Source organism: Aquimarina rubra (genome assembly GCF_042684305.1).
GTDB lineage: Bacteria > Bacteroidota > Bacteroidia > Flavobacteriales > Flavobacteriaceae > Aquimarina > Aquimarina rubra.
The window spans coordinates 1,975,288-2,000,558 of record NZ_JBHULE010000019.1 but is presented as its reverse complement, the minus strand read 5'-3'; the positions used below and the strand labels follow the sequence as shown (position 1 = coordinate 2,000,558).

Annotated in this window: 26 protein-coding genes; 15 read left to right on the top strand and 11 right to left on the bottom strand. The window is 32.8% G+C overall.

Annotated features, from left to right (window positions below):
• Nucleotides 1-55: 55 nt before the first annotated feature.
• Entirely contained in the window at nucleotides 56-916 is an 861-nt protein-coding gene (gene accD / locus ACFSR1_RS17390) for an acetyl-CoA carboxylase, carboxyltransferase subunit beta (protein ID WP_378294289.1), read from the top strand.
• Nucleotides 917-1,097: 181 nt separating this feature from the next.
• Here the strand turns inward: accD and ACFSR1_RS17385 are convergent, their stop codons facing one another.
• Nucleotides 1,098-1,928 carry a hypothetical protein gene (locus ACFSR1_RS17385; protein WP_378294288.1) on the bottom strand — a complete coding sequence of 277 codons (831 nt, stop codon included), beginning with the start codon at nucleotides 1,926-1,928 and terminating at the stop codon, nucleotides 1,098-1,100.
• 166 nt (nucleotides 1,929-2,094) lie between these two features.
• On the opposite strand from ACFSR1_RS17385, the gene rpsO reads away from it, so the two are divergent.
• From rpsO to ACFSR1_RS17370, 3 genes are all read left to right on the top strand, one after another.
• Nucleotides 2,095-2,364: a 30S ribosomal protein S15 gene (gene rpsO / locus ACFSR1_RS17380; RefSeq protein ID WP_378182930.1), complete on the top strand. Its 270-nt coding sequence runs from the start codon at nucleotides 2,095-2,097 to the stop codon at nucleotides 2,362-2,364.
• A 250-nt stretch (nucleotides 2,365-2,614) separates the two neighbouring features.
• The gene (locus tag ACFSR1_RS17375; RefSeq protein ID WP_378294287.1) at nucleotides 2,615-4,816 is read left to right on the top strand and encodes a polyribonucleotide nucleotidyltransferase; all 2,202 of its coding nucleotides are present in this window, start codon (nucleotides 2,615-2,617) and stop codon (nucleotides 4,814-4,816) included.
• Nucleotides 4,817-4,974: 158 nt separating this feature from the next.
• Nucleotides 4,975-7,491: a chondroitinase-B domain-containing protein gene (locus ACFSR1_RS17370; protein WP_378294286.1), complete on the top strand. Its 2,517-nt coding sequence runs from the start codon at nucleotides 4,975-4,977 to the stop codon at nucleotides 7,489-7,491.
• Nucleotides 7,492-7,550: 59 nt separating this feature from the next.
• Here ACFSR1_RS17370 and ACFSR1_RS17365 read toward each other — a convergent pair whose 3' ends face one another.
• From ACFSR1_RS17365 to ACFSR1_RS17330, 8 genes are all read right to left on the bottom strand, one after another.
• Nucleotides 7,551-8,267 carry a hypothetical protein gene (locus ACFSR1_RS17365; protein ID WP_378294285.1) on the bottom strand — a complete coding sequence of 239 codons (717 nt, stop codon included), beginning with the start codon at nucleotides 8,265-8,267 and terminating at the stop codon, nucleotides 7,551-7,553.
• 121 nt (nucleotides 8,268-8,388) lie between these two features.
• Nucleotides 8,389-8,961 (bottom strand): hypothetical protein, encoded by a 573-nt coding sequence (locus tag ACFSR1_RS17360; protein ID WP_378294284.1) that lies wholly within the window; start codon nucleotides 8,959-8,961, stop codon nucleotides 8,389-8,391.
• 153 nt (nucleotides 8,962-9,114) lie between these two features.
• On the bottom strand, nucleotides 9,115-9,789 hold the full coding sequence (locus ACFSR1_RS17355; RefSeq protein WP_378294283.1) for a hypothetical protein: 675 nt from the start codon (nucleotides 9,787-9,789) through the stop codon (nucleotides 9,115-9,117).
• A 159-nt stretch (nucleotides 9,790-9,948) separates the two neighbouring features.
• Complete coding sequence (locus ACFSR1_RS17350; RefSeq protein WP_378294282.1) at nucleotides 9,949-10,782, bottom strand: hypothetical protein; 834 nt, start codon at nucleotides 10,780-10,782, stop codon at nucleotides 9,949-9,951.
• A 164-nt stretch (nucleotides 10,783-10,946) separates the two neighbouring features.
• Nucleotides 10,947-12,002, bottom strand: a complete 1,056-nt coding sequence (locus ACFSR1_RS17345) for a fatty acid desaturase family protein (RefSeq protein ID WP_378294281.1) — start codon at nucleotides 12,000-12,002, stop codon at nucleotides 10,947-10,949.
• Nucleotides 11,992-13,089 carry a fatty acid desaturase family protein gene (locus ACFSR1_RS17340; RefSeq protein ID WP_378294280.1) on the bottom strand — a complete coding sequence of 366 codons (1,098 nt, stop codon included), beginning with the start codon at nucleotides 13,087-13,089 and terminating at the stop codon, nucleotides 11,992-11,994. The genes ACFSR1_RS17345 and ACFSR1_RS17340 overlap by 11 nt, the downstream gene beginning before the upstream one ends.
• A 170-nt stretch (nucleotides 13,090-13,259) precedes the next feature.
• Nucleotides 13,260-13,646 (bottom strand): hypothetical protein, encoded by a 387-nt coding sequence (locus ACFSR1_RS17335; protein WP_378294279.1) that lies wholly within the window; start codon nucleotides 13,644-13,646, stop codon nucleotides 13,260-13,262.
• 2 nt (nucleotides 13,647-13,648) lie between these two features.
• Nucleotides 13,649-14,413 (bottom strand): LA_2272 family surface repeat-containing protein, encoded by a 765-nt coding sequence (locus ACFSR1_RS17330; RefSeq protein WP_378294278.1) that lies wholly within the window; start codon nucleotides 14,411-14,413, stop codon nucleotides 13,649-13,651.
• A 205-nt stretch (nucleotides 14,414-14,618) separates the two neighbouring features.
• On the opposite strand from ACFSR1_RS17330, the gene ACFSR1_RS17325 reads away from it, so the two are divergent.
• The 11 genes from ACFSR1_RS17325 to ACFSR1_RS17275 all read left to right on the top strand — a co-directional run bounded on the left by ACFSR1_RS17325 (nucleotide 14,619) and on the right by ACFSR1_RS17275 (nucleotide 23,391).
• A complete protein-coding gene (locus tag ACFSR1_RS17325) occupies nucleotides 14,619-15,650 on the top strand; it encodes a hypothetical protein (protein WP_378294277.1) in 1,032 nt (343 codons plus the stop codon).
• Nucleotides 15,651-15,880: 230 nt separating this feature from the next.
• Nucleotides 15,881-16,435, top strand: coding sequence for an RNA polymerase sigma factor (locus ACFSR1_RS17320; protein WP_378294276.1), 555 nt, complete (start codon nucleotides 15,881-15,883; stop codon nucleotides 16,433-16,435).
• Nucleotides 16,428-17,813: a hypothetical protein gene (locus ACFSR1_RS17315; RefSeq protein WP_378294275.1), complete on the top strand. Its 1,386-nt coding sequence runs from the start codon at nucleotides 16,428-16,430 to the stop codon at nucleotides 17,811-17,813. Before ACFSR1_RS17320 ends, ACFSR1_RS17315 begins: the two co-directional genes overlap by 8 nt.
• 178 nt (nucleotides 17,814-17,991) lie before the next feature.
• Complete coding sequence (locus ACFSR1_RS17310) at nucleotides 17,992-18,960, top strand: hypothetical protein (RefSeq protein WP_378294274.1); 969 nt, start codon at nucleotides 17,992-17,994, stop codon at nucleotides 18,958-18,960.
• A gap of 170 nt (nucleotides 18,961-19,130) precedes the next feature.
• Complete coding sequence (locus tag ACFSR1_RS17305; protein ID WP_027395748.1) at nucleotides 19,131-19,994, top strand: sigma-70 family RNA polymerase sigma factor; 864 nt, start codon at nucleotides 19,131-19,133, stop codon at nucleotides 19,992-19,994.
• Between the two features lie 220 nt (nucleotides 19,995-20,214).
• Nucleotides 20,215-20,622 carry a BLUF domain-containing protein gene (locus ACFSR1_RS17300; RefSeq protein WP_378294273.1) on the top strand — a complete coding sequence of 136 codons (408 nt, stop codon included), beginning with the start codon at nucleotides 20,215-20,217 and terminating at the stop codon, nucleotides 20,620-20,622.
• Nucleotides 20,623-20,763: 141 nt separating this feature from the next.
• Entirely contained in the window at nucleotides 20,764-21,171 is a 408-nt protein-coding gene (locus tag ACFSR1_RS17295) for a BLUF domain-containing protein (RefSeq protein WP_378294272.1), read from the top strand.
• A gap of 50 nt (nucleotides 21,172-21,221) precedes the next feature.
• Nucleotides 21,222-21,881 (top strand): ribulose-phosphate 3-epimerase, encoded by a 660-nt coding sequence (gene rpe, locus ACFSR1_RS17290; protein WP_378294271.1) that lies wholly within the window; start codon nucleotides 21,222-21,224, stop codon nucleotides 21,879-21,881.
• Nucleotides 21,881-22,855, top strand: coding sequence for a YpdA family putative bacillithiol disulfide reductase (locus tag ACFSR1_RS17285; RefSeq protein WP_378294270.1), 975 nt, complete (start codon nucleotides 21,881-21,883; stop codon nucleotides 22,853-22,855). The genes rpe and ACFSR1_RS17285 overlap by 1 nt, the downstream gene beginning before the upstream one ends.
• On the top strand, nucleotides 22,848-23,099 hold the full coding sequence (locus ACFSR1_RS17280; protein WP_378294269.1) for a hypothetical protein: 252 nt from the start codon (nucleotides 22,848-22,850) through the stop codon (nucleotides 23,097-23,099). Before ACFSR1_RS17285 ends, ACFSR1_RS17280 begins: the two co-directional genes overlap by 8 nt.
• Nucleotides 23,100-23,130: 31 nt before the next feature.
• A complete protein-coding gene (locus ACFSR1_RS17275) occupies nucleotides 23,131-23,391 on the top strand; it encodes a hypothetical protein (protein WP_378294268.1) in 261 nt (86 codons plus the stop codon).
• A gap of 56 nt (nucleotides 23,392-23,447) precedes the next feature.
• On the opposite strand, the gene ACFSR1_RS17270 is transcribed toward ACFSR1_RS17275, so the two are convergent.
• Both ACFSR1_RS17270 and ACFSR1_RS17265 read right to left on the bottom strand, forming a co-directional pair.
• Complete coding sequence (locus ACFSR1_RS17270) at nucleotides 23,448-24,152, bottom strand: Bax inhibitor-1/YccA family protein (RefSeq protein WP_378294267.1); 705 nt, start codon at nucleotides 24,150-24,152, stop codon at nucleotides 23,448-23,450.
• 173 nt (nucleotides 24,153-24,325) lie between these two features.
• Nucleotides 24,326-25,189 carry a zinc-dependent peptidase gene (locus ACFSR1_RS17265; protein ID WP_378294266.1) on the bottom strand — a complete coding sequence of 288 codons (864 nt, stop codon included), beginning with the start codon at nucleotides 25,187-25,189 and terminating at the stop codon, nucleotides 24,326-24,328.
• Between the last annotated feature and the right edge of the window lie 82 nt (nucleotides 25,190-25,271).

The window sequence follows — 25,271 nt, the reverse complement described above, 5'->3', positions numbered from 1 at the left end:
CCAAGCTGAAACTCAAAATAGTAAAGAGTTTCAGCTTTTTTAATACAAATAATTTATGGCTTGGTTTAAGAGAACTCAAAAAGGTATACAAACTGCTACTGAGGATAAGAAAGATGTTCCTAAGGGACTCTGGTATAAGTCCCCAACAGGTAAAATCGTTGATGCGGAACAATTGGAGAAAAACTTTTATGTGAGTCCAGAAGATGGATATCACGTAAGAATTGGTAGTAAGGAATATTTCGAAATTCTTTTTGATGACAATAAGTTTAAAGAATTAGATAAAAATCTAAGTTCTAAGGATCCTCTTAAATTCGAAGACAAAAAGAAATACACTGATCGTCTTAAAGAAGCTCAGGAAAAAACAAACCTAAAGGATGCCGTGAGAACTGCCGTTGGTAAATCAAATGGCAATGATCTGGTGATTGCTTGTATGGATTTTGCATTTATTGGAGGTTCTATGGGAAGTGTTGTTGGAGAGAAAATTGCAAGAGCAGCGGATTATGCACTTGAAAACAAGATTCCTTTTATGATTATCTCAAAATCCGGAGGAGCCCGTATGATGGAAGCAGCTTTATCATTAATGCAGTTGGCGAAGACTTCTGCAAAACTTGCTCAATTGGCTGATGCCGGTATTCCATACATTTCTCTATGTACAGATCCGACTACCGGAGGTACTACAGCATCATTTGCTATGCTTGGAGACATCAATATTGCAGAACCAGGAGCGCTAATTGGTTTTGCCGGACCACGTGTGGTTAGAGATACCACCGGAAAAGAACTTCCGGAAGGTTTCCAGACAGCAGAGTTTCTGAAAGAACACGGATTCCTTGATTTTATTACTCCCAGACAAAATCTAAAAGAAAAAATAAACTTATATCTGGATCTAATTCTGAATAGACCTTTATCGTCTAATTAGATCAAAATAGTTTTAAAACAATACGCATACAACCCGGTTTTTACCGGGTTTTGTTTTTTACAAAAACATACTAATGACATCGTGTACTGGGTATTAAAACTAGAATAAGCAGCTCAAATAGAAATAAAAGAGCATAAAAAAAGCACCTTACAAGAAGGTGCTTTTGTTGAAAAACTGAATCTTATAATAATATCTCTCTTTCTTCGCCATCAGAGTTTGTAAATACAGCTTTATTATCGCAAGACCCATCACCATAGTCTAATGACCCACTAAAATTTGTTCTCACTAACTCTACTATTCCACTCACCAAAAATCTACAGCTAGCTTCACGGCGTATAGGTGTTGTAATCGTAGTACTATGAGTGTTTCCATTTGCAAAATTAGTTTGCCACTCACCAGTAATTAAGAAAACATTATCTCCCCAATTACCATTAAAAGCGCCTTCAATCCATTCTCGGGTTTTAGAACCAGTTCTAGAAGCTTGTGTACCATCAGTAAATGTTATTGTAAAATCGAGATTCATCGAATATTCCGGATTGCCATTATCATTTGACTTAAGTCTTGTAATGCTTCTGGAACCTGCAAACTGAACATCATCAATAAAGAAATCCTCCAAACTATAATTAATCAATAAAGACATGGCTTCTACATTTAATTCGTATGACATAAAAATCTTTCCTTTTACAATGTGTCCACTTCTTACTTCACAACCTTCTGTTCCAAAATCGATAGTTACATTCTTAGAGGTACTTGTTAATTCTATAGTCACCGTAGCACAATCAGGTAAAAATCGATTATTACTATTTTTAGCCAAACCTTCTTCATCTTCAAAACCTTGTAATGTAAGATCACTTACTACCTCTGCCCCGTCATCAATTGTTGCCGTAAGTGCTGCTTCCTGACTATCTATACCATCTAGTGGTAACTGATCTGATACTTCTTCACTATTACACCCTACTAAAATAATAGAAAAGAATGCAATTAAACCAAATTTTAAAATGTTGTTCTTCATTGTATTAATTTTTAATGTTACCCTTCTAGGACTTAATTGTTTACAAAAGGTTTAATTGAAAATGTTTTTTTTTTTACAAAAAGTATTTCTAAATTAAAAAGTATTATATTTGCACGCTGATAGCAGAATGTTATCTATACATAAAAATCATTTAAATAATATTGGAATGTATTTAACGAAAGAAGTTAAAGAAGAGATCTTCTCAAAACACGGAAAAGGTAAAAACGACACCGGTTCTGCAGAAGGACAAATTGCACTGTTTACACACAGAATTACACACTTAACTGAACACTTAAAAAAGAATCGTAAAGATTATAATACCGAGCGTTCGTTAGTAAAGTTGGTAGGTAAGCGTAGAGATCTTTTAGATTATCTTATTAAGAAAGATATTATGAGATATCGTGCAATAGTAAAAGAATTAGGATTAAGAAAATAATCAAAAAAGAGAGGCTGTATGCCTCTCTTTTTAATTATACTCATTTCCTTATTTATAGAATTTAAAATAAAAACATTTTGATTATTTAATAATTAAAATGAACGCCTTAGTTTTTCATTGGTCGCGCACAACTACAACAACACAACCTTGTCCGTCCGAGTAAGACGGAAACCAATGTTTAATTAAACTTATGGTAATTCGGACTCTATATGATATTCGGATTATTTACATAGGTTAGAATCAAAAAAATATGATTCCAAAAGTTTATAGAGAGGTTATAGACCTTGGTGACGGTAGAGAAATATCTATTGAAACCGGAAAATTAGCAAAACAGGCACACGGGTCTGTAGTTGTTCAATCAGGAAAATGTATGATGTTATGTACTGTAGTTTCTAACTACAAGTCTGCAGATGTAGATTTTCTTCCTCTAACAGTAGATTACAGAGAAAAATTTGCTGCGGCAGGTCGTTATCCAGGTGGTTTCTTCAAAAGAGAAGCAAGACCAAGTGACGGAGAAGTTTTAACAATGAGATTAGTAGACCGTGTATTGCGTCCACTTTTCCCAAAAGATTATCATTCTGAAACACAGGTAATGATCCAATTAATGTCTCACGATGATGACGTTATGCCTGATGCAATGGCAGGATTAGCAGCTTCTGCGGCGATACAATTATCAGATTTTCCTTTTGAGTGCCCTATTTCTGAAGCCAGAGTAGGACGTATTAATGGTGAATTTATTATCAACCCAACAAGAGCGCAGTTACTAGAATCTGACATCGATATGATGATTGGTGCTTCTGCCGATTCAGTAATGATGGTAGAAGGTGAAATGGATGAGATTTCTGAAGAAGAAATGGCCGATGCAATTAAATTTGCTCATGAAGCTATCAAAGTGCAGTGTGCTGCTCAGGTAAAATTAGCTGAAGCTTTCGGAAAGAAAGAAGTACGTGAGTACGAACCAGAAAGACAAGATGAAGAGCTAGCTAAGAAAATTCATGAGATGGCATATGACAAAGTATATGCTGTAGCAAAACAAGGTTCTTCTAAACACGAAAGAGGAGCTGCGTTTGCAGAAATAAAAGAAGAAATAAAAGCTACATTCTCTGAAGAAGAATTAGAAGATTTTGGAGATTTAGTATCTAAATATTATTCCAAAGCAGAAAAAGCTGCTGTACGTGATCTAACACTAAACGAAGGATTACGACTTGATGGTAGAAAAACTACAGATATCAGACCTATATGGTGTGAGGTAGATTATTTACCTTCTACGCACGGTTCTTCTATTTTTACAAGAGGAGAAACACAAGCATTAGCTACAGTAACTTTAGGAACTTCTAGAGAAGCTAATCAAATCGATATGCCATCGTATGAAGGTGAAGAGACATTTTATCTTCATTATAACTTCCCTCCTTTCTGTACAGGTGAAGCTCGCCCAATAAGAGGTACTTCACGTAGAGAAGTTGGACATGGTAATCTTGCACAACGCGCATTGAAAGGAATGATCCCAGAAGATTGTCCTTATACAGTACGTGTGGTTTCTGAAGTATTAGAATCTAATGGTTCTTCTTCTATGGCAACCGTTTGTTCAGGGACTATGGCACTTATGGATGCCGGTGTTCAATTGAAAAAACCAGTTTCCGGTATAGCAATGGGGTTAATCTCTGATGCAGATTCTGGAAAATATGCAGTATTATCAGATATCTTAGGTGATGAAGATCATTTAGGAGATATGGATTTTAAAGTAACCGGAACTGCTGATGGTATTACTGCTTGCCAGATGGATATTAAAGTAAAAGGGTTAAGTTACGAGATTTTAGTAAACGCACTAAAGCAAGCTCGTGATGGACGTTTACATATTTTAGAGAAATTAACTGATACTATTGCTGCGCCTAATACAGATGTAAAAGCACATGCGCCAAAAATGGTTACCAGAACAATTCCTGGAGAATATATTGGAGCGCTTATTGGTCCTGGAGGAAAAGTAATTCAGGAATTACAAAAAGCAACTGGTACTACTATCGTTATTAATGAAGATCCTGTTACCGAAGAAGGTAATGTAGAAATCCTGGGAACAGGTCAGGAAGGAATTGATGCGGTATTAGCAAAAATCGATTCTATTACCTTCAAACCAGAAGTTGGAAGTGTATATGAGGTGAAAGTAGTGAAGATGTTAGATTTTGGTGCAGTTGTAGAATATTTAGATGCTCCTGGTAACGAAGTATTACTTCACGTATCTGAACTAGCTTGGGAACGTACTGAAAATGTTAGTGATGTTGTAAAAATGGGTGATGTGATGGATGTAAAATATTTCGGAATTGATCCAAGAACCCGAAAAGAGAAAGTTTCCAGAAAAGCACTATTGCCAAGACCTCCAAGAAAGGAAGGTGATAGACCAAGAGGTGACAAACCTAGAGGAGACAGAAAACCTCGAAATGATAAAAAAGAAGACTAAAAATTTCTTATAATTTATAGTAAAACGCCTTCAAGAATCTTGAGGGCGTTTTTTGTTTTCTAAAAAAATTATTGATTTTTCGAAAATGAATAGTATATTTGTTTTGGTCAACCAATCTGGTTGACCAATTTATAAACAAAAAAGTAAAGCCCTAAATTATGGAAAACAGATATGTTAAGGTATTCACCTTCTTACTTGTATTGATAGCTTTTCACAATCACACCTACGCTCAGATTGTAAATAATGAATCAGAATTACAAACAGCTATTACAAATGCATCTGCAGGAACTACTATCACCCTAGCAAACGGAACCTGGACCGATATATTGATTAATATTAATAAAAATGGTACCCAGACAAATCCTATTACTATCACAGCAGAAACACCAGGATCCGTTTTTTTTGAAGGAAACTCCAGAGTAAGCATGGGAGGTTCTTACATCATTTTTGAAGGAGTGGTTTTTCAAAACCCATCAAATTTAGACGTTAATGGAAGTACTATAGAGCCTGTAATCGCACTTCGAGACTCTAGTAAAAATGAATGTGATCATTGTACAGTTACTAATATTAAAATAGATAGTTACAATGGTACTGCCGCTCAAGAGACTTTAACTTTTAAATGGATTCTTGTCTATGGTCAATATAACGAAATTAGTTATAGTTCTTTTATTGGTAAGCATGGTATAGGAAGTATCATTAATGACAATAGAAATGAAAATACTACGGGCTCAAACTTTTCAGAACCGGATTTTACAAAAATACATCATAATTACTTTGCCGATCGTACCCCGATACGAGAAGTAAATCAAGATAACGATCAAGATGCAATAAGAATTGGAAATAGTAGCACTTCTCTACATCCATCAAACACAGAAGTATACAATAACTTCTTTTATAATTGGTCTGGAGAAGTAGAAATCATTTCTAACAAGAGTGGTGAGAATAAATATTACAATAATACTTTTAGAGATTATCAAGGGACACTTACACTAAGACATGGAAATGATTGTGACGTGTATAATAATTTCTTTTTTGCTGAGAATAATCTTTTCTCCGGTGGTATTCGAGTAATTGGAGAAGGACATAAAGTATATAACAACTATATTGAAGGGGTGAACTCTGAAAAGCCAGATGGAGGAAATACTAAAACTGCAGGAGCCATTAACGTTAGTAATGGACAGGAGAACTCTCCTTTAAATCGTTATTTTCAGGTTAAAGATGCTTTTATTGTTAATAATACTTTTGTAAACTGTGATTATGGGTTTAGAATAGGAACTAGTGTTAGTAGTGATCCAGTTCTAACACTACCTCCAGAAAACCTGGTAATCGCTAATAATATTATGATCAATACAGCAGATAATGCCGTTGATGAACAGACAACTCCAATAGGTTCTTCTATTTATGAAGGAAATATTACTCAAAATGGTACTTGGGATCTTGCTACGGGAACAAACAATAATCAAATAGTTACTAATGGACTTCTAGAAAATGGTCCTTTATATTATGAATTAGGAGCCAATAGCCCGGCGATAGATGCTGCAGTTGGAAACTATTCTTTTGTAACTACAGATATTTTAGAAGGAAATCGTTCTGGCACTCCTGATGCTGGAGCTGAAGAATTCAACTCTGGTGGTTCTCGTATTCCATACACCACTGCAGATGTAGGTGTTTCTATTGGTTTTGGTGGTACAGGTGTTGACACCCCTAGATTAACTACAAACCCTACATCCATAAATGTAGTTAGAAGTGCAGGAAGTACCTCATTTGATATTGACGCCAATGTTGATTGGACAATTACAGATGATGCAAATTGGTTAACACTTAATATCACCTCAGGAAGTAACTCTACAATGGTTACGGCTAATTTTACAGAAAACTCTACACCTGCACCGAGAACAGCTACTGTGACTATCACGGAGGTTACAGGTGGAAGTAATTTAACTACAATGTTAACCATTACACAGTCCAATATTTTTACGGAAGAAATTACGATTGTCGGAGCGACTGCTATAGGAACTGAGCAAGGAAAACCAAATGTAGGACCCCAATTTGCCTGGGATGATGCTATAACTGCTACAGAATATTGGACAGGAGATGCAAATACAGAACCAGAAGTTTCTATAACCTTTGATCTGTCTTGTATCAGAATTCTAAGTCAAATAGGAATCCACATACTAAAAGCTGACGAAAGGACTATCAACTTTGATATTGATGTTTCTGATGATGAAACAGGTCCATTTACTAATGTATTAACCAATCAAGACAGTGCAATCGAAACAGGCGCAGAAAATACAGAACAATTTTTTGATCTTAATAATGTAACGGGTAGGTATTTGAAATTTACCTCTAATGGAAATAGTGCCGGATCTGGTTTTGCAAGTATTGTAGAAGTAAATATTTATGGAAATGCAGCATGTGATTCTTCGCTGGGAGTAGATGACAATCTTCTTTCTTCTAAAGGAATTTTATTATATCCAATTCCTGCAAAAAACCAACATATAACAATCCAGGCAAATGATATCATCGGATCTGTAGAAGTATATGATCTAAGAGGAAGAGTTATCTTAAAAAAACAAATCAACAGTAACCTAGGTCAAATAGAAACAGACAAGTTAAGTACTGGAACCTACATTGCCAAAATACAAGGAGCTTATGGTCGTTTTATTATTCAATAAATAACAAAAAATAACAAACCGTCTTTAATTAGAAATATCTAAGACGGTTTGTGATATTTCTAAAAAAGTCTTCCTAACACAACACCGAACTGAAATCCATATACGCTTTTAACTCCATTCAAATTACCATAGGTGGAAAATTCGAGACCAACCACACTATTGAACGTATATCTCAGTGATATTTTAGAAAATCCTCCAAAAATTATTTTCTTACTTTCCTTTATTCTCTTGTAATCCAATGATGGGCCAGATGAATTAGGAAAGCAGAAACCACCAAAACCGCAAGATGAAGCTGGTGAATATTCAGCAGCATACTCGTAATCTTCACTATAAATTATCGAAGGACCAAGCATTGCAAAGAATTTAAGTGATCTTTTCTTGTTAAGAGCAAAAGACTTAAACACATTAGGCGATAAAGCATACAAACTATTATCTCTTTTACTGCTGTAAGGAAATCTTTTTTCAATTCCTGCTGGTAATTCGGTCCCTTCAAAATTTTCTATCTCATCAATAGAAGGAATTCCTTTTGCACTTTCGGCAGTATAGGCGGACCTTGTAAAATCAAATCCATAGCCCCATCCATTCTTGCGCTCAAACATAATACCTGCATAAACATCCAACTCATTACTTTCATCACTAGCTATACTGCTTAATCCATTAGTAAAGGCTATCGGTTTTTTTTCACTTCTTGATTTTTTATCGGTTCCCAAATCTTGACTATGGCTGTATTTTGACACACATAGGAATAAAATTATTACACTGATTAACTTTTTCATCATATTAAAATTTATTGTTTAGTGATTCAAACATAATGTCAATGCTTTACTTATAGTTGTCAAAATCGCGAGTATGAAAGTTTACTCTTGTGATAATCGCAAAGCACAGTGACAATTGACATTAATTAAATCTATATTGAAATACAATATTCCCCATATAGGTCGTATTGATCTTGTTGAAGTTTATCTCCGGATTAATACCAAATGAAAACCCTCTGGAAGAATCAATCATAAATCTCAGATCGACAGGGATTCCAATAACCGCTTTTGTGTCATAATCCGACTCAGAAGCTACCCAATCTTTATATAGATATAACCCCAAACCTGTATGGGCTTCTACTCTTAACCATTTAAAAATAGAAAACTCCCGACCGTATAGTATATCATAACTATTAAAATAGGCATTTTCGCCATCATCTCCGCCAAAAATATTTATCTCTACATCTATTCCAAGATCTATATCAAGTGAAAAAAGATGCTTTTTATAAGCTACCGATAGTCCTGCTGATAACGTTGGTCCAGCTTGGTTAAACCCAAAAGGACCATCAATAGTTCTAAGATCTGAACTGTAAATTCCAAAACCTGCAGTTATTGATTTGATCTTTAATTTGTTTTTATCTTTTGGGCTTTCTTGTCCGTTTATATAATTCATAGTTAATAAAAGAACCATACTAAGTGCTATTAATTTTTTCATAAAAATTGTTTTTAAAATTGTTTAGTATTCCAAACATACTGGCTAATCACCTATTGTAATTGCTAAAAACACCAGTATGAAATTTTGTTTTCGAGGTATTCGCGGTTAAGTGTTTGTGCAGTACTAAAAGTTATCGCAGTTTGATATAGTGTTTTAAAAAAGTCTTCCTAGTACTACTCCAAATTGAACTCCCAATACACTCTTAACTCCATTTACGTTACCATAGCCAGAAAGTTCTAACCCTACTACCTTATTGAAAGTATATCGTAAAGACATTTTTGAAAATCCACCTAAAATAAATCTTTTATCTTCTTTGACCCTCAAGTAATCCACTGATGGACCTATATCAAATAAAAATAAAGTCCCTGGTGAATAAACCGGTGCGTACTCATAATCTTCGTTATAAATAATTGAGGGACCTGCGGAAATATAAAATTTGAGAGATTTTTTATCATTTAGTGAGAATGATTTAAAGACATTTGGAGACAATGAATACAGTCGGTTGTCTCTAACTGCTGAACGAGATTGTATTCTTGTATCATTTGGCAAAACCGTACCTTGAAAATTTTCAATTTCACTGATGATAAGATCCCCTTTTAGACTAGATGGCCTGTATGAGGATTGAGTCACATCTACTCCATAACCCCATCCATTCTTTCGCTCCATCCAGAATCCAACAAATCCGTCTGAGTCTTCTCTTGTTTCATTTAGAACTGTGCTAACTCCAAGGGAAAAAGCAAACGGTTTTTTAGTAGTCCCTAAATCTTGGCCATATCCAAATCTAAAAACGCATAGTAGTAATACAATAAGTTTAATAATTTTTCTCATCATAAAGTTGTTTTAAATTGTTTAGTGAACCGAACTTGCTATCCATACTTATAATATGCTTATAAGGAAATATAACTATCGAGATACAAGTTTCGGATAATTCTGTATTAAGTAATTATTGAATAATTATGGTAAGCACGCTTAAGAGCTTATCAATCTTTAAGGTAATTTTACATGGAAAAATATGTTTCCGGAGTATGTTGTATTTAAGGAATTAAATACGACTTGTGATGTAAACCCTAGTCCAATATGCTTTCGCATATAAAAAGAAAACTTAAGATTTACCGGTGCTCCTAATGTGACATCTTTTTGAAGCCCTTCTTCCGTTATTATAATATTAGGCGGATTCGAAACAGTTTGTATTACATCTCTTTCTTGCGCATAATACCCTAATCCCATATGGCCTTCAATTTTAAACCATCTTTTTACTTCTAATTCTCTTCCATATAAAAGACTAAAAGAATAAACAGATGGCGGATTATTTGAGTTGTTATAAAATACCAATTGCCTTCCTCCAAAAGCCTGAGCAGAGAAAATATGCTTTTTTAAATAAAAGGATAAATCAGTAAATGCTGAAATTCCTACCTGATATCTTCCATTGGAAGAACTTGATGTTTCTCTTCGATAATCTGCTTTATAAAAACCAGCCCCCACACTAAAAGCTTTAAATCTTAACTTGTTATTTTCTTGTTCTTCCTGTGCGCTTAAGGGAACTGATGTCAAAAGTAGCACCAAAATGATATAAAGGAATTTATTCATATCTGTTAATTTAAAAAAGCCAATTTCGCTGATTAGTGTATAGATAAAATGTCTTTTAGGATATACTTCTCTAGTTTGTGGACTAACAACCGATTTTAAAGGATTAAATAGAAAAGAACAATTCCTAATACTATACTTTACTAATTTTACACCGAACAGATCGTTATTACACCTTTTTCTATTATTTTCATTTAAATGGATATTCAAATAGTGATGACTGACTAGTCTTTTCATAATAAAATTGTTTAGTGGTCCAAACATACTAGCCATTGGTAAATTAAAGTTGTCAAAAACACAAGGTTTGAAATTTTTCTTTGCGATAACCACAACTAGAAAGTCATTACAAAAAAAACACCTCCATATAATGAAGGTGCTTTTTGAGAATGATTTTTAAAGTTTTATGATGCGATTCCCAATTTTCTTAAATGCGCTAGATGTGAAATAATTCCTCCTGCATACGTAGTTTGATTTGGAATAATGTGATAGTCTAATAATATTTTATAAAGTATTTTATTAAGTTTTGGATAATATATGTGATGAATATGAGGAAATAAATGATGCGCGATATGGTTATTAAACCCTCCGAAAACGAAATTCGCAAATCGACTAAACGGATAGAAATCGTTAGAACTTTGTATTTGGTTCATCAACCAAGAAGTTTTTATAAATCCCAGATCATCAATTTTTGGATACTCTACCCCTTCTATATGATGTGTCATAAAAAAAGTAAATAACAAAAACATAGATTGGAATAGATGCATGATAAGGAAACCGATCAAAATCATATACCAATTATGCTCTATACATACTAATGGTAAAACTACTATATAGGTCAGGTAAAAGATCTTTTGACACCAAAAAGAAATCTTATATTTCACTGACTTCACTTTTCCGGGAGTTTTACTAAAAAATACTTTAAAATCCTTGATAAATATCCAGAACAAAGAATATGTGGTATATAAAAGTGGTGCATACCAATGCTGAAACCGATGGAACGATTTCTTCGGACTATCAGGAACCACTCTGATTAAGTTTGTTATCTCCAAATCTGTATCATAACCCTCTACATTAGGTGCGTGATGATGTGAGGTTACATGTCTATCCTTCCAGGACTCTGCGTGCGCACCAACCAAAGTGTACAATAAAACAAAACAATAATGATTTAGTCTCTTACTCCTAAAAATCGTATTGTGAGAAAAATCATGAGCAAAATTAAATGCAAATAATAATGAAGTCATTCCATAAATCACATATACCATAACCAACAGCAATGGATGTTTTACGATATAAAGACTTATATACATCATCACAGTAAAAATTGAGTAAAAAGCACCTTTGAAAAGAATTTTTCTTCTAAATCGATAAGGACAAAAATTTAGTTTATTCTGGACTTCTTTTTGAATAAGAAGAAATAGTTCAGTATGAGCCTTATGGTGTATATGTTTAGATTTCATAAGTAAGAGGTTTAAATTCTTCTTGTGTTCCCATTTTCTTCAAAAACCTGAAATGTGATTTCAACGCCTGACCATACGTCATTTCCATATAAACCACATTATATTTTTTTGCTACTTCTCTAAATATTGGTAACAATTTCAAATAATGCACGTGACAAATATTAGGTAATAAATGATGTAATGCGTGAGCATTAAAACCTCCTAATACCCAATTCAAAAATGTACTATCTACATTATAATCCACAGAAGTACACATTTGTAATTTTGGCCAACTCATATTTAGCTTTCCTCTCGAATCTACTTCAGGATGTATTACATAATCAGATAAATGCGACACTCCTAATACCGATGTGAATATTATAGAAACCAGAAAATGGTTTAAAAGAAATACTATCAAAATGTATTGCCATCCAAATGGTAACACCACAATAGGAATTACAATCATATATGTTACATATCCAATCTTGAAAAATAGGAGCTTAACGATTTCTAGTACCGAAATCGTTATTTTGATCGTTCTGCTAGATCGATTAAAAATCATTAAAAACTCTCTAAACAAAAACCAATTAAGCGAGTAAAACATATATAAAAAAGGAACGTATAGATACTGAAACCTATGATACCAACGTAATTTTTGACTGGTAGTCATTCTTACTAATGGGTTATTTAAAACATCAATATCACTTCCTTCAATGTTAGTATATAAGTGATGAGATTCATTATGATTTTTGCCCCACACATACGCATTATTTCCTTGTAGATTAAAGCTTAATTGAAACAATAGTTTATTCCAAAATTTACTTTTTACTACAACTCCGTGTGCGGCATCGTGGGATACATTAAATGCATTTAGCAATACAGATATACCTAGGCCAATGTAAAAAACAAAAAATAGCCAAACATTAGTAGAAGAAAGCATTAGAAAATAAAATAAAAACACTAAACCGAAATACAGAATTATTTTAAAAATCATCTTTCCATTTCCAGTTCTACTTATTTTATTACTTTCAAAATAATTGCGGATTCGTTCGTTCAACTCTTTGTAGAATTCTGACCCTTCATCCTTTGAAAATTTTATTTTTTTCATAATAATTTCATTTTTAAAATTTGACAAATCGATACCTTCGTGATACTCTCAAACATTTGCTTAGGTATCTCGATAGTATTAGTAACTGATTGGTATGGATTAGTTATATAGACGGATTTATACAATCCAAAGACATAGATTATGCAACGGGACGGTATGAGCCTGAAGTCTTATTTTTTCTTTCTCGCAGTAATATCTTTAAAAACGCCCATTTTAACCCTTCCGGTTTTAGACAAAAAGATCAGTAGCTGTTCTTTTCCTGAACGCGTATTAATTTTTTGTGTTCGCCAATGTCTAATAAAGGAAAGCAAAGAGTCAACTCTATTGCAAGATGAAATGCTAAAAATTCCATCCCTAAGTGATCCTTTTATATATTTTGAAATCTTTTGAGTTTCTGATTTCATTAAACTAATTTTTAAAGTTTCCTTATCTAATAATTTAATACGTGTATATAATTTCTCTTTTACCGGAATAAGACCAACCAAGTCGCCGGTAAGTACATAAAACGCCTCGAATCCATAGTCCCCTTCGATGCTTAAGTTGCTAGTGATATTCATAATTATGATGTTTTTAATTTCACTTTCTTTTTAGAAAACTGCCAATTAATAAATGGTAAGGAACGTCTTTCATTCTTATTCCAAAGACCGATTTGGATGCCTCGCAAAGTTTTTGTGTTATTTAGAATTCCAATTTGGATTCCTTCAAATTTTTCACTTTTAGCATCAACATCATTCCAGACACCAATCTGTATACCTTTAAATCTTTTAAAATCATTAAAACCTGATATCTGAACGCCCTTACCATCTAATACATAGCTTCCGAGATATGCTAACAAAACACCTCTCAATTGATATGTCGAACTACCATTGACAGCCAATTGGATTCCATTCATTTTATAAGAATAATTACCAAATCCAGAAATCGAAATTCCGTTCATTTTCCGTAAAGCCTGAATCCCTCCCGAAACGGAAACCCCATTAATATCAATAAATGATAGAGTTCCTCCAGAAACATTTATTCCATTCACTATTTCTGTAGGTTTTCTATTAAAATAAGATTCAAACTTACTTTCCTCCTTTGGCAATCCTATTCGTGGAGTAAAAAATATAGAAAACCCTCGACCAAAAGGTTCAATTCGTACTCCATTTGATTTCGTTGTTTCCGAATCTGGTTCTACTTTCTTCTGAGCTAAACCAACAGATAAACCATAAATATCTTTATTAGGACTATTAAACAACCCAATAGGAAAAACGGTTTTACGTTCCTGTCCAGAAGTTATTATTGTTAAGAATAGCGCTACTAATATTACAATTTTGTTTTTCATTTTTCTTGTTTTAAAAATTCAACAAGTCAAAACTATTGTGATAATAACAAGGTTAAAGGCAATAATCACGAATAGAAAATTATTTTTTTGTGATTATCACAAATTCCTTGTGATTCAATTCATTAACTAATCATTTGTGTCATTCTGTACGCAACCTTTTACAAGTATCTGGTCTAATTGGGTGAACCAATGTAAAATCGTAGTTATGAAAAATATACAAAAAGTAATACTAGCATTATGCTTCTTATTTCTATCCTGTGAAAATGAACCTTTCGAATCATTAGTAGAAAAAATTGATGTAAACTCTGAATTATATGATAATCTCAAAGCAATATCAGAAGCTACAACAGAAAATTCTGAAACCGTATGCTTAACCTTTATTTATCCATTCAACGTATACATATATGATAATAATGATAAAATCACCGAACGTAGATTTGTTAATCACAATCATGAATTCATTGCACTTTTGGAGCAAATGGAACAGGATAGTTCGATCGGAATGAGTTATCCTATTTCTGGCATGACAGATGATGGAAATACAATTAGCATCAACAACAATTTGGAGTTGAAAGAAGCAATAGAAGCCTGTATAGAAGAACAAATTATCGCATTATGTAATGATACCTTAGAAGAAGATTGTGTTTGGAAGATTACCTCTCTAAGTCAAAATACTGCCTATGATACTTCATTATTATCATTTTATGATGATGGTACCGGCATTTTTTATCATAACGGAGATTCTTTTAGAACCACCTGGATCACTTTATATATCGACAGTCAACTTTATGTAAATATAAATCTAGAAGAAGATACTACTGTTTCTGAAGATTGGAATTTTAATTGGGAAGCCACCTTTGTTGATGAAAACACTATTCTTATTAATAGTATGGAGCAAATTTTTGAAATTAAGAAAATATGTAATATCGAAAACAACTGCGACTATCTAGAATTTAGAGAATGCGAAGTTGATTCAACCCAAACTGCTAACTTCATTTTTGAGGATTATATCACGTGTATAACTTCTTTCAGGCCTATAGATACAAATGAAGATTATATTTTGTCATTTTACGAAACCGAGAGTGACGCAGAAGATCGAATCAATGCTTTATCACCTTCGGGTTATGAAAACATAACGAATCCTCAAATCATTTTTGTAAATATTGCTTCATCAGAGGAAGTTATGGATACCATAAGAATAGTACTGTATGCATCGATTTGCGAAGAAGAAAATTAATAATCAAATATAATTTGGTCGGGGTTAGCCAATTTTTATTTTGATCAGTTACCATGGCGTGAATACGACTAGAATGTTTTGCGCTATGGTTAACTAAAGAACAGTGAAAACTAAATCATACAAACTTAATTTTAAAAAAAATGATACTTTAACGCAACCTTTTATTTTATTTCAGTCTAGTAGGTGGAAGATGCTTTAAAAACAAGAACTTACAACACACAAATAATCCTTTGGACACCAGAGAACTCATAAAAAAATGTAAGAAGAGTAATAGAGAAGCGCAAAGTGAATTGTTTTATACCTATAAAGATAAACTTTTTGCATTGTGTTTAAAGTATTGCAAAAACCGAGAGGAAGCCGAAGATATCCTACAAGATTCTTTCTTAACGATCTATAAAAAAATCAAGCAATATAAAGACAAAGGATCTTTTGAGGGTTGGATGAAAAGAATCACTATTAACAAAGCGATCGACAGATATCACGATAATTTTTTTATAGACATTCCTATTAAAGAAGATCTTATCTGTGATACTGAAATTGACAGTGACGATTTTACCCTTTCTATTGATCAACTATTAGCATTCGTTCAGGAATTACCTGATCAATATCGACTGGTTTTTAATTTATATCAATTGGATAATTATTCTCATAAAGAAATAGCTGCAATGCTTAAAATATCAGAAGGAACTTCTAAATCAAATTTACATAGGGCAAAACTACAACTGAAAATGGCAATTTTATCTAAAGTGTATTCTCAAAAAAAAATGGCAGTAAGTAATGGGTAATAAAAAAGACATAGGAAACTTTTTTAGAGAGGAGCTTGTTGATTTAAAGCAATCCCCGGAAAACCTTATTTGGAAAGATCTGGAAAAACAATTAGATAAAAAGGACGCACAAAGAAAAAGAAATATTGCTATTCTCTTAAGTACTGCCTCTATAGCATTGATAATTCTTTTCATAACCTTCAAAGAACAGTTTAATACAAATGAAAGTACAGTTGAAAATTTTTATAACTCTCAAATAACAGATGTAGATTGTATAGATCATAAAGAAGCCATAACAGAAGTTTGTCTCGATAAACCCAACCAAAAAGAAACAAACAGCAAAACTACTTTTATCACCGATCATAACAATCACGATTCATCTATTATTTCTACTAATAAAACAAAGACCACTAGTGATTTTACATTTGATCCTATTAGAAAAACCGAAAACAAATCGGTAATTACATCTTTCACAACATCAAAAAAAACAGAGAATTCGTTAGTAAAAGAATTCCTTGAAAAAACCGACAACTCAAAAACCTCACCTACAGCATTCAATCTTATTGATATATCAAAAAACGATACTAAACTCCCTTCAGACACCTTGAACAAAATCGAAGAACAAGAACAACAACACGAAGAAAAGATAAAACCCGTAGAGATTGCTCAGGAAATAGATAAAAACAACATAGTCCAAAAAGAGAAGGATACCTTAACGCCAGAGGTTCCTTTACCTAAAAAAGCATTTGAAAATTTTATGCTATCCGTCCACGCAGTACCAACATATTCTTTTGGATCCGGTGGTTCCTTAATTAGTGACAGAAACTCCAATCGGAGTAAATCAGGAATGGTAACCCTTGGTTACGGTGCTACTATGACCGTTAATATTAGTAAAAAAATGGATTTAAGGATTGGATATAATAAACTAAAAACAATTATAACAGAAAAAGATATTCCAGGTTCGGAAGTATCAGATGTGCTAAGAGATGCTTCTATCGTTTTGGATAACGAAATTCAACAAATGGTCGACAGTACTCAAACCATTAATTTATCCCAAATGGCTAGTTACGATGAGTTTTCGATAGGGTTAGGGTATAAATTAATAGATAAGAAAGTTAAAGCATCTGTAATTATGGATGCGAGTCTTTTAATTTTAGGAAAAGATAACATTACACTTAAAAGTAATGTTAATGATATCAATCTGGGTAAAAATGATAATTTACAATCTACCAGTTCGAGTTTAAATCTTGGAATGAATATAAGATACCCACTTTGGAAAAATGTTTATATCCACGCAGAACCTATAGTAAAATATCAGCTCGAAAATATTAGCACAAATTCCCAAAGTTACAACCCTTTTTATTTTACCTTACGTGTAGGTTTTTCCTATAAATTTTAAAATTAACTTTCTTACTATTAAGCATTTCTCTTTTTATTTGATAAACTCATAATTTGCGATAAACGTAATAATCACAAGGTGAAAAATATTTTTTTGTGAAAATCGCAAAATTTAACTTTTTTTTCTATTTTACTTTACCAAAAGAAAAAACATCATCAATCATCATAAAAAGCTCGAAATGATACAAGAAAACTTCTTAGAACTCATAAAAAAACAAATCAGTTCCAAAACTTCACTAATAGATGAAGTAGCCACCGCATTAGACATAAGTTATGACGCTGCACATAGAAGAATCAGTAAAAAAAGTAAATTATCTCTTGAAGAAGGTGTGACCTTAGCTAAATATTTTAGTTTGTCCATAGATCAATTATTCTCTAGTGAGGACGAACATATTGTAGCGGTAAAAAAAACAGCTCCCGTTCAGGATATGGAGAGCTTACTTGCCTACTATGAAAATTCGTACAAATCGCTATCTCCTTTGATTAATAATCCAAATGTAGAAATGATTTATTCTGCCAAGGATTTACCCATTTTTTATACTTCTGATGATAATCTTCTCTCCAAGTTTAAAATGTATGTTTGGCTAAAAATTATGGATTCTGAACTCAGCGATGTTAGGTTTACGGGTTTTAATCCTTCTTTATCACTTTTGGAAGCTGCAAAACGTTTAGGAAATATGTATAATGACCTTAATTCTACTGAAATATGGGACATTACTACTATTAATAGTACCCTTAAGCAAATACACTTTTATTTTGAATCCAATTCACTTACTTCTAGAGACGCCCTGGAAATATGTGATGACCTTCAGAAATTAATTATGAAAATTTCGAAAAAAATAATTGATCAAAAAGATAATTTCAAATTCTACTATAATGAATTATTACTTATGAATAACCGTGTTTTGGTCAAGACACCTTCAGAAACATCTCTATATGTACCTTTCACGATTCTTTCCTATTATCGAACCAATGATGTTACGACCTGTAATCAAGCCGAGCATTTTCTAAAAATACAGATGGATGGATCTAAATTACTAAGTACAGCAGGCGAAAAAGAAAGAAACTTATTTTTTAACAAGATGTATAAGAAGATTGATGCACTTAGGTCTCTAATTATTGCTAAAAACGTACTGGAATTTGAATAATTATGTAAATAACAGGCTTAGCATACGACCAAATTATCCTATTAATACAGGCTGAAAAACGGAGTTAAAAAAAAAAATTTACTTTTTTGTAACATTTTGGTAACCCCCTACGTATAATAAGTAAATGCGAAGCCCTAAATATTCACAAATAAAATTTCAAGGATAACATAATGAGACAACTTAAGATTACGAAGCAGGTAACGAATCGTGAGACTGCATCGCTAGACAAGTATTTGCAAGAAATAGGTAAAGTAGATCTTATTACAGCAGATGAAGAGGTAGAATTAGCTCAGCGAATAAAAGCTGGAGATGAAAGAGCCCTTGAAAAATTAACCAAAGCGAATTTAAGATTCGTGGTTTCTGTTGCCAAGCAATATCAAAACCAAGGACTAACATTACCCGATTTAATTAATGAAGGTAACTTAGGATTGATTAAAGCAGCAAAACGTTTTGATGAAACCAGAGGTTTTAAATTTATTTCATATGCTGTATGGTGGATTCGTCAATCGATTCTACAGGCTTTGGCAGAGCAATCTCGTATTGTTCGTTTACCACTTAATAAAATTGGATCTATAAATAAGATCAATAAAACATATGCATTCTTAGAGCAATCTCATGAGCGTCCACCAAGCGCAGAAGAAATTGCGAAAGAACTAGACATGACGATAAATGATGTTAAAGAGTCTATGAAAAACTCTGGCCGTCACGTAAGTATGGATGCTCCATTGGTAGAAGGAGAAGACTCTAACCTTTATGATGTATTAAATTCTGGTGAGTCTCCTAATCCGGATAGATCTTTATTGCACGAATCTCTGCGTACAGAGATAGAACGTGCGTTAGAGACCCTTACACCAAGAGAAGCAGATGTAATCCGTTTATATTTTGGTCTTGGAGATCAACATCCGATGACTTTAGAAGAAATTGGAGAAACTTTTGATCTTACAAGAGAACGTGTTCGCCAGATTAAAGAAAAAGCTATTCGTAGATTAAAACATACATCTCGTAGTAAAATATTAAAAACTTATTTAGGATAACTTTTAATTTCCTAAATTGCGATTACAAACAGTTTATAACATAACTGTTCGTTTTTTGATTGATGAATGACCTCCGGCTGATTACCGGAGGTTTTTTCATGAGGTGTTTTATTACTTTCATTACAGCTTATCAGTAATAGTTTTGTTTTCAATATATTAAGTTCCTCAAAACAAGGTTTTTATACCAAAAAAATGTACTTTTAAGCAACAACCAGAAGATATGTGGCGAACCATAAGTTATGTAAGCACTGCTGATCTATCCCTAACAAATGCCGAAGTAAATGAACTATTCGAATTTGTTAAGCTTAGCAATAACAGTCAAAACATAACAGGAATATTGATGTATTCTGATGGTAATTTTTTTCAAGTTTTGGAAGGTGAAAATGATGTTATAACCAGTCTATTCGAAAAAATACAGTCAGATCCCAGACACTATAATGTAATTAAAATTTTTGATCGTGAAATAACGAATTGTTCATTCTCAAAATACCATTCTTCGTTTAAAGTTCTTGGCGAAAAGTATGATCATACAGAGCTAGAACACTTTTTGAGAGAAGAGAAATCTCATAACCCAGATAATTACAAGAATATTTCCTACCTCGCTAATAAATTTATGAAGCTTTCTTAAAAAGACATAGCGCATTTGATGTTTTACCTACCCTACTGTATTTATACAACTAAACACTTATTAAAATATTAACATAAATTTTCCCTTAAAAATCAATCTTTCCTGTCAAAAAATTGTACCTTTAAGTAAGAACCAGAAGATATGTGGCGAACCATAAGTTATGTAAGTACCGCTGATCCATCCCTAACAAATGCTGAGGTGAATGAACTATTCAAATTTGTGAAAAAAAATAATAATAGTAAAAACATAACTGGGATATTAATGTATTCTGATGGTAATTTTTTTCAAGTTCTGGAAGGCGAAAAAGACCAAATACAAAGTCTATTTGAAAAAATACTATTAGATTCCAGGCATTATGATGTTATAAAAATTTTTGATCGTGCAATACCCAATTGTTCATTCTCACAATACCATTCTTCTTTTATAGTTCTTGGTGAAAAATACAATCATAAAGAACTACAACATTTTTTAAGAGAAGAGAAATCTCATAACCCAGATAATTATAAGAATATTTCCTATCTGGCAAATAAATTTATGAAGCTCTCTTAGCATACCATTTAAAACTTAAATAGTACTTTTGCGGGAAACAACACAATTTTATGGCTTCAAAATTAATTGCCCCGTCTGTATTAGCAGCAGATTTTGCTAATTTACAACGTGATGTAGAAATGATCAACAGCAGCGATGCCGATTGGTTTCATATAGATATTATGGATGGTGTTTTTGTTCCTAATATCTCTTTTGGAATGCCTGTTTTGCGAGATATTGCCAAGCACGCTACAAAAACCATCGATGTACACTTAATGATCGTAGATCCTGATCGATACATCAAGACTTTTGCTGATTTAGGAAGTAATATTCTTACCGTTCACTATGAAGCTTGCACCCATCTTCACAGGACGCTGCAGGCAATAAAAGCTGAAGGTATGAAAGCCGGTGTAGCTATTAACCCGCACACCAATGTGAGTTTACTTGAAGATACTATCAAGGATATTGACTTGGTATGTATTATGAGTGTTAATCCGGGTTTTGGAGGACAATCTTTTATAGAAAACACTTACAAAAAAGTGCAACAACTTAAAGAAATTATTGATCGTAATAACGCAAATACGATGATCGAAATTGATGGAGGAGTCACTAATAAAAATGCTAAGCAATTAATAGAAGCCGGAGCAGATGTATTAGTAGCCGGGAGTTATGTTTTTAAAAGTGAAGATCCAATCCAAACCATAAAAGGATTGAAAGAGATAATTTCTTAATGAAACACATTGATCTTATAATAATTGGTGGAGGTCCAATCGGAATCGCTTGCGGTCTCGAAGCGAAGAAAAAAGGACTAAACTATCTGATCATAGAAAAAGGTCCTATCGTAAATTCTCTTTTTAATTATCCTGTAAACATGCAGTTCTTCTCCTCTTCAGAAAAACTGGAGATCGATGAAATACCTTTTATTAGTAATGAATCAAAACCAAAAAGAAACGAGGCCTTAGAGTATTATCGAAGAATTGTTACTTCTAACCATTTGAATATTCATCTTTTTGAAAAAGTAAATTCTGTAAAGAAAGAAGAAAACATCTTCTATATAAAAACAGAAAAACAAGAATATACTGCTTCATATATTATTCTGGCAACTGGGTTCTATGATAAACCGAATACGATTAATGTTCCTGGAGAAGAGTTAACAAAAGTAGCACACTACTACAATGATCCGCATTTCTACGCAAAACAAAAACTAGCTGTTATTGGCGCTAGTAATTCTGCGGTGGACGCTGCATTAGAATGCTACCGAAAAGGGGCTGATGTGACTATGATTGTAAGAGGGCCGGAAATTGGTAGACGTGTAAAATACTGGGTAAGACCAGATATCGAAAATAGAATTGCAGAAGGCAGTATCAAAGCATATTACAACACCACAGTAAAAGAGATACAGCCCCAACAAATCATCCTTAAAACAATTAAAGGAGAAGTTAGCATAGAAAATGATTACGTATTAGCATTAACCGGCTATATGCCTAATTTCGATTTTCTTAAAAGAATTGGAATTCGGCTTTCTGATGATGAAAAAAGGTATCCCGAATATAATGAGGAAACTATGGAATCAAATATTGAAAATCTATACTTGGCAGGAGTGATATGTGGTGGTATGGATACCCATATCTGGTTTATAGAAAATTCTAGAATACACGCAAAAACGATCATAAAACATATAATTTCAGGCAAACAAAATGTTTAGTAAAAATCCTGTTATTGCCTTTAAAAAAAGATCCGAAAAATGGTATTGGGATCTTCAGAGTTACAGTCAGGAAAGTTTATATCATAAACCCTCTTCTGATCAATGGTCTCTAGCAGAATTATATGATCATATTATTAGAGTTGCAAAAACCTATCAACTCCCCAATTTCCATAAATGCATAGAGAATGATACTAAAAAGGGAAAACCTAAAAACGGTATCGGATATTTAATATTTAATATTTAATCTCAATATCATTCCTTCTCGCAACATTAAAATGGAATCTTTTCCTTCTAAAATTGTGGCTGACTTTACTCCCGAAATACTGGATAGAGATATATTAGAAAACAACTTCAAAGAATTTATAGTAGAAACTGTATCCAAAGAAGCATTAATAAGAAAATGTGATAAAAAAATAAAGCATAGTCATCCATTCTTTGGGATGATTAATGCTACAGAATGGTTTTCTCTCATTGAAATACACATGAGACATCATGAACGTCAGAAGAAACGGTTGGAAGCAATGAACATTAATTAAAAAGGCAAGCTTTCAAATAGCTTGCCTTTCAATATACTTTTGAAGAAATTATATTATTAATCGTTCGATAGAATACTAAGTATATACCAAAACAATAACATAAGTGAAGCAAACAATCCTAAAGACGCACCTACGTATTGATCTTCAGAATATTTATGCACCATATTTGATGTTTGATATAATATAGAACCCGAAGCTAAGACTACCATTCCAACACTAAACCAAAGACCCAGATTAAAACCAAATAACATTCCTGCTACTATCAACCCTAAGGCGATAAAAAAGCCTATAGTTAGCATAGATTTCAAGAAAGAAAAATCTTTCTTCGTTATAAGTACTACTCCGGACAAACCGGTAAATAAAGACAAGGTCAATATTGCGGCTTGATTTAATATATTACCTCCTCCACTTTCGGCAATCATCATAGCGATTCCTATTAATGGAATAAAAATAAAGGCTTCGGCTACAACATAAAGTAAAAGCCCCAAATACTGTTTATTGATATCATGAGTTTTGTGTGCCATTTTTTCGGCATAATTAGTCGCCAACATAAATCCACCTAACATCAATAACCATCTCCATCCTTGTGTCATTGAAAATGCAAAATTTACTAAAGGTTCAATCTGAAAAAACACCCACTCTACTATGACAAATAACAGTACTGCCATTGCCAAATGTGTATATGTTTTTTTATAAAAAGCTACTCTTTTTTCATCAGTAAGCGAACTTACTACAGGTGCTACTTGCTGAAATTCTTCCATGCTATTCTTATTTTATTAAAATTATTTAACACGATAAATATAGTTTTTATCATTTTATATAAGTGTCATAACGGAGTAAAATGTTACCCGTATTTTTGGTTTTTTTACAAATTAATTACTAATTCACCTTTAATATAGCGGGCCTACGTATTTCTATCGAGTTAATACCGGCTTTAAACCTTGAAATATCTAAAGTTTAACATACGACTTACATACGTATAGATATCCGGAAAATGTTTATTCAACTTTTCTGGAGATTCCATAAAGACCTCTACCAATACAGCAATGAATTCGAACTTATCTGTAAAAGCATATTCTCTTAATATATTGGTCTCAATAATTTTATTGCGCAATTCTACAGAAGACAGATGTTTCTCTAGTTCTAAAAAAGTATCATGAAAAATTTCGGAACTAATATTGTTACTTTTTAGTGAACAATAATGGATGGCATGGGTAATTTCGTGTATCCCCAGATTTATTCCGTCTTCCTGATGTAGATTCCCTATATTAAAATGTTCCCAGGATAATACTAAAGCCTTTGACCTTGGATTAAACTCTCCGTTATTTTCTGTTTTATTAAGAATCGAGTAATAAGAAGATGGGTACAAAATAATCGTATCTACATATTCGAGTAAATAATTACGCATCCCAAAGGTTAACTGGATGACCATCATAGTAACTTGCATACGTTTATCATTATCAACCTCTAGTCCTTCTCTACCAACAAACTTGATAGTTTCCAAAAATTTTACGACCCGATGCTCAAAGTATCTTTTTTTTTGTTTGTCTAATTGCTTATAAAAGGTATTTGCTTGTAAAATCGAAAGTAAAGCAGTTGGCAACTTTTTTGGCATTGGATAGAAATGCACAAAAAAAGGTTTCTTATATATCCTAGCATAAACTGTTTCCAGATATCGGGACACATAGTATACACATATGGAAACAATCCCAATAGTTAATATGATTCCAAGAAACTTTGGAATCCCAGGTTCAGGTTTTTCCTGAAAGGATAATGTATATAAAAAAATAAGACTCAAAAGGGCAAAGTAGGTTTATAAAGTCACAAAATAGTGCTTTTAAGGTAAAAACTCTGTTAAATCAATTACTAAAACGTTAATC

What these genes read in the sequence shown, in the direction of transcription:
- accD (WP_378294289.1), top strand. Translation starts at nt 56, where the DNA reads ATGGCTTGGTTTAAGAGAACTCAAAAAGGTATACAAACTGCTACTGAG.
- ACFSR1_RS17385 (WP_378294288.1), bottom strand. Translation starts at nt 1,928, where the DNA reads ATGAAGAACAACATTTTAAAATTTGGTTTAATTGCATTCTTTTCTATT.
- rpsO (WP_378182930.1), top strand. Translation starts at nt 2,095, where the DNA reads ATGTATTTAACGAAAGAAGTTAAAGAAGAGATCTTCTCAAAACACGGA.
- ACFSR1_RS17375 (WP_378294287.1), top strand. Translation starts at nt 2,615, where the DNA reads ATGATTCCAAAAGTTTATAGAGAGGTTATAGACCTTGGTGACGGTAGA.
- ACFSR1_RS17370 (WP_378294286.1), top strand. Translation starts at nt 4,975, where the DNA reads ATGGAAAACAGATATGTTAAGGTATTCACCTTCTTACTTGTATTGATA.
- ACFSR1_RS17365 (WP_378294285.1), bottom strand. Translation starts at nt 8,267, where the DNA reads ATGAAAAAGTTAATCAGTGTAATAATTTTATTCCTATGTGTGTCAAAA.
- ACFSR1_RS17360 (WP_378294284.1), bottom strand. Translation starts at nt 8,961, where the DNA reads ATGAAAAAATTAATAGCACTTAGTATGGTTCTTTTATTAACTATGAAT.
- ACFSR1_RS17355 (WP_378294283.1), bottom strand. Translation starts at nt 9,789, where the DNA reads ATGAGAAAAATTATTAAACTTATTGTATTACTACTATGCGTTTTTAGA.
- ACFSR1_RS17350 (WP_378294282.1), bottom strand. Translation starts at nt 10,782, where the DNA reads ATGAAAAGACTAGTCAGTCATCACTATTTGAATATCCATTTAAATGAA.
- ACFSR1_RS17345 (WP_378294281.1), bottom strand. Translation starts at nt 12,002, where the DNA reads ATGAAATCTAAACATATACACCATAAGGCTCATACTGAACTATTTCTT.
- ACFSR1_RS17340 (WP_378294280.1), bottom strand. Translation starts at nt 13,089, where the DNA reads ATGAAAAAAATAAAATTTTCAAAGGATGAAGGGTCAGAATTCTACAAA.
- ACFSR1_RS17335 (WP_378294279.1), bottom strand. Translation starts at nt 13,646, where the DNA reads ATGAATATCACTAGCAACTTAAGCATCGAAGGGGACTATGGATTCGAG.
- ACFSR1_RS17330 (WP_378294278.1), bottom strand. Translation starts at nt 14,413, where the DNA reads ATGAAAAACAAAATTGTAATATTAGTAGCGCTATTCTTAACAATAATA.
- ACFSR1_RS17325 (WP_378294277.1), top strand. Translation starts at nt 14,619, where the DNA reads ATGAAAAATATACAAAAAGTAATACTAGCATTATGCTTCTTATTTCTA.
- ACFSR1_RS17315 (WP_378294275.1), top strand. Translation starts at nt 16,428, where the DNA reads ATGGGTAATAAAAAAGACATAGGAAACTTTTTTAGAGAGGAGCTTGTT.
- ACFSR1_RS17310 (WP_378294274.1), top strand. Translation starts at nt 17,992, where the DNA reads ATGATACAAGAAAACTTCTTAGAACTCATAAAAAAACAAATCAGTTCC.
- ACFSR1_RS17305 (WP_027395748.1), top strand. Translation starts at nt 19,131, where the DNA reads ATGAGACAACTTAAGATTACGAAGCAGGTAACGAATCGTGAGACTGCA.
- ACFSR1_RS17300 (WP_378294273.1), top strand. Translation starts at nt 20,215, where the DNA reads ATGTGGCGAACCATAAGTTATGTAAGCACTGCTGATCTATCCCTAACA.
- ACFSR1_RS17295 (WP_378294272.1), top strand. Translation starts at nt 20,764, where the DNA reads ATGTGGCGAACCATAAGTTATGTAAGTACCGCTGATCCATCCCTAACA.
- rpe (WP_378294271.1), top strand. Translation starts at nt 21,222, where the DNA reads ATGGCTTCAAAATTAATTGCCCCGTCTGTATTAGCAGCAGATTTTGCT.
- ACFSR1_RS17285 (WP_378294270.1), top strand. Translation starts at nt 21,881, where the DNA reads ATGAAACACATTGATCTTATAATAATTGGTGGAGGTCCAATCGGAATC.
- ACFSR1_RS17280 (WP_378294269.1), top strand. Translation starts at nt 22,848, where the DNA reads ATGTTTAGTAAAAATCCTGTTATTGCCTTTAAAAAAAGATCCGAAAAA.
- ACFSR1_RS17275 (WP_378294268.1), top strand. Translation starts at nt 23,131, where the DNA reads ATGGAATCTTTTCCTTCTAAAATTGTGGCTGACTTTACTCCCGAAATA.
- ACFSR1_RS17270 (WP_378294267.1), bottom strand. Translation starts at nt 24,152, where the DNA reads ATGGAAGAATTTCAGCAAGTAGCACCTGTAGTAAGTTCGCTTACTGAT.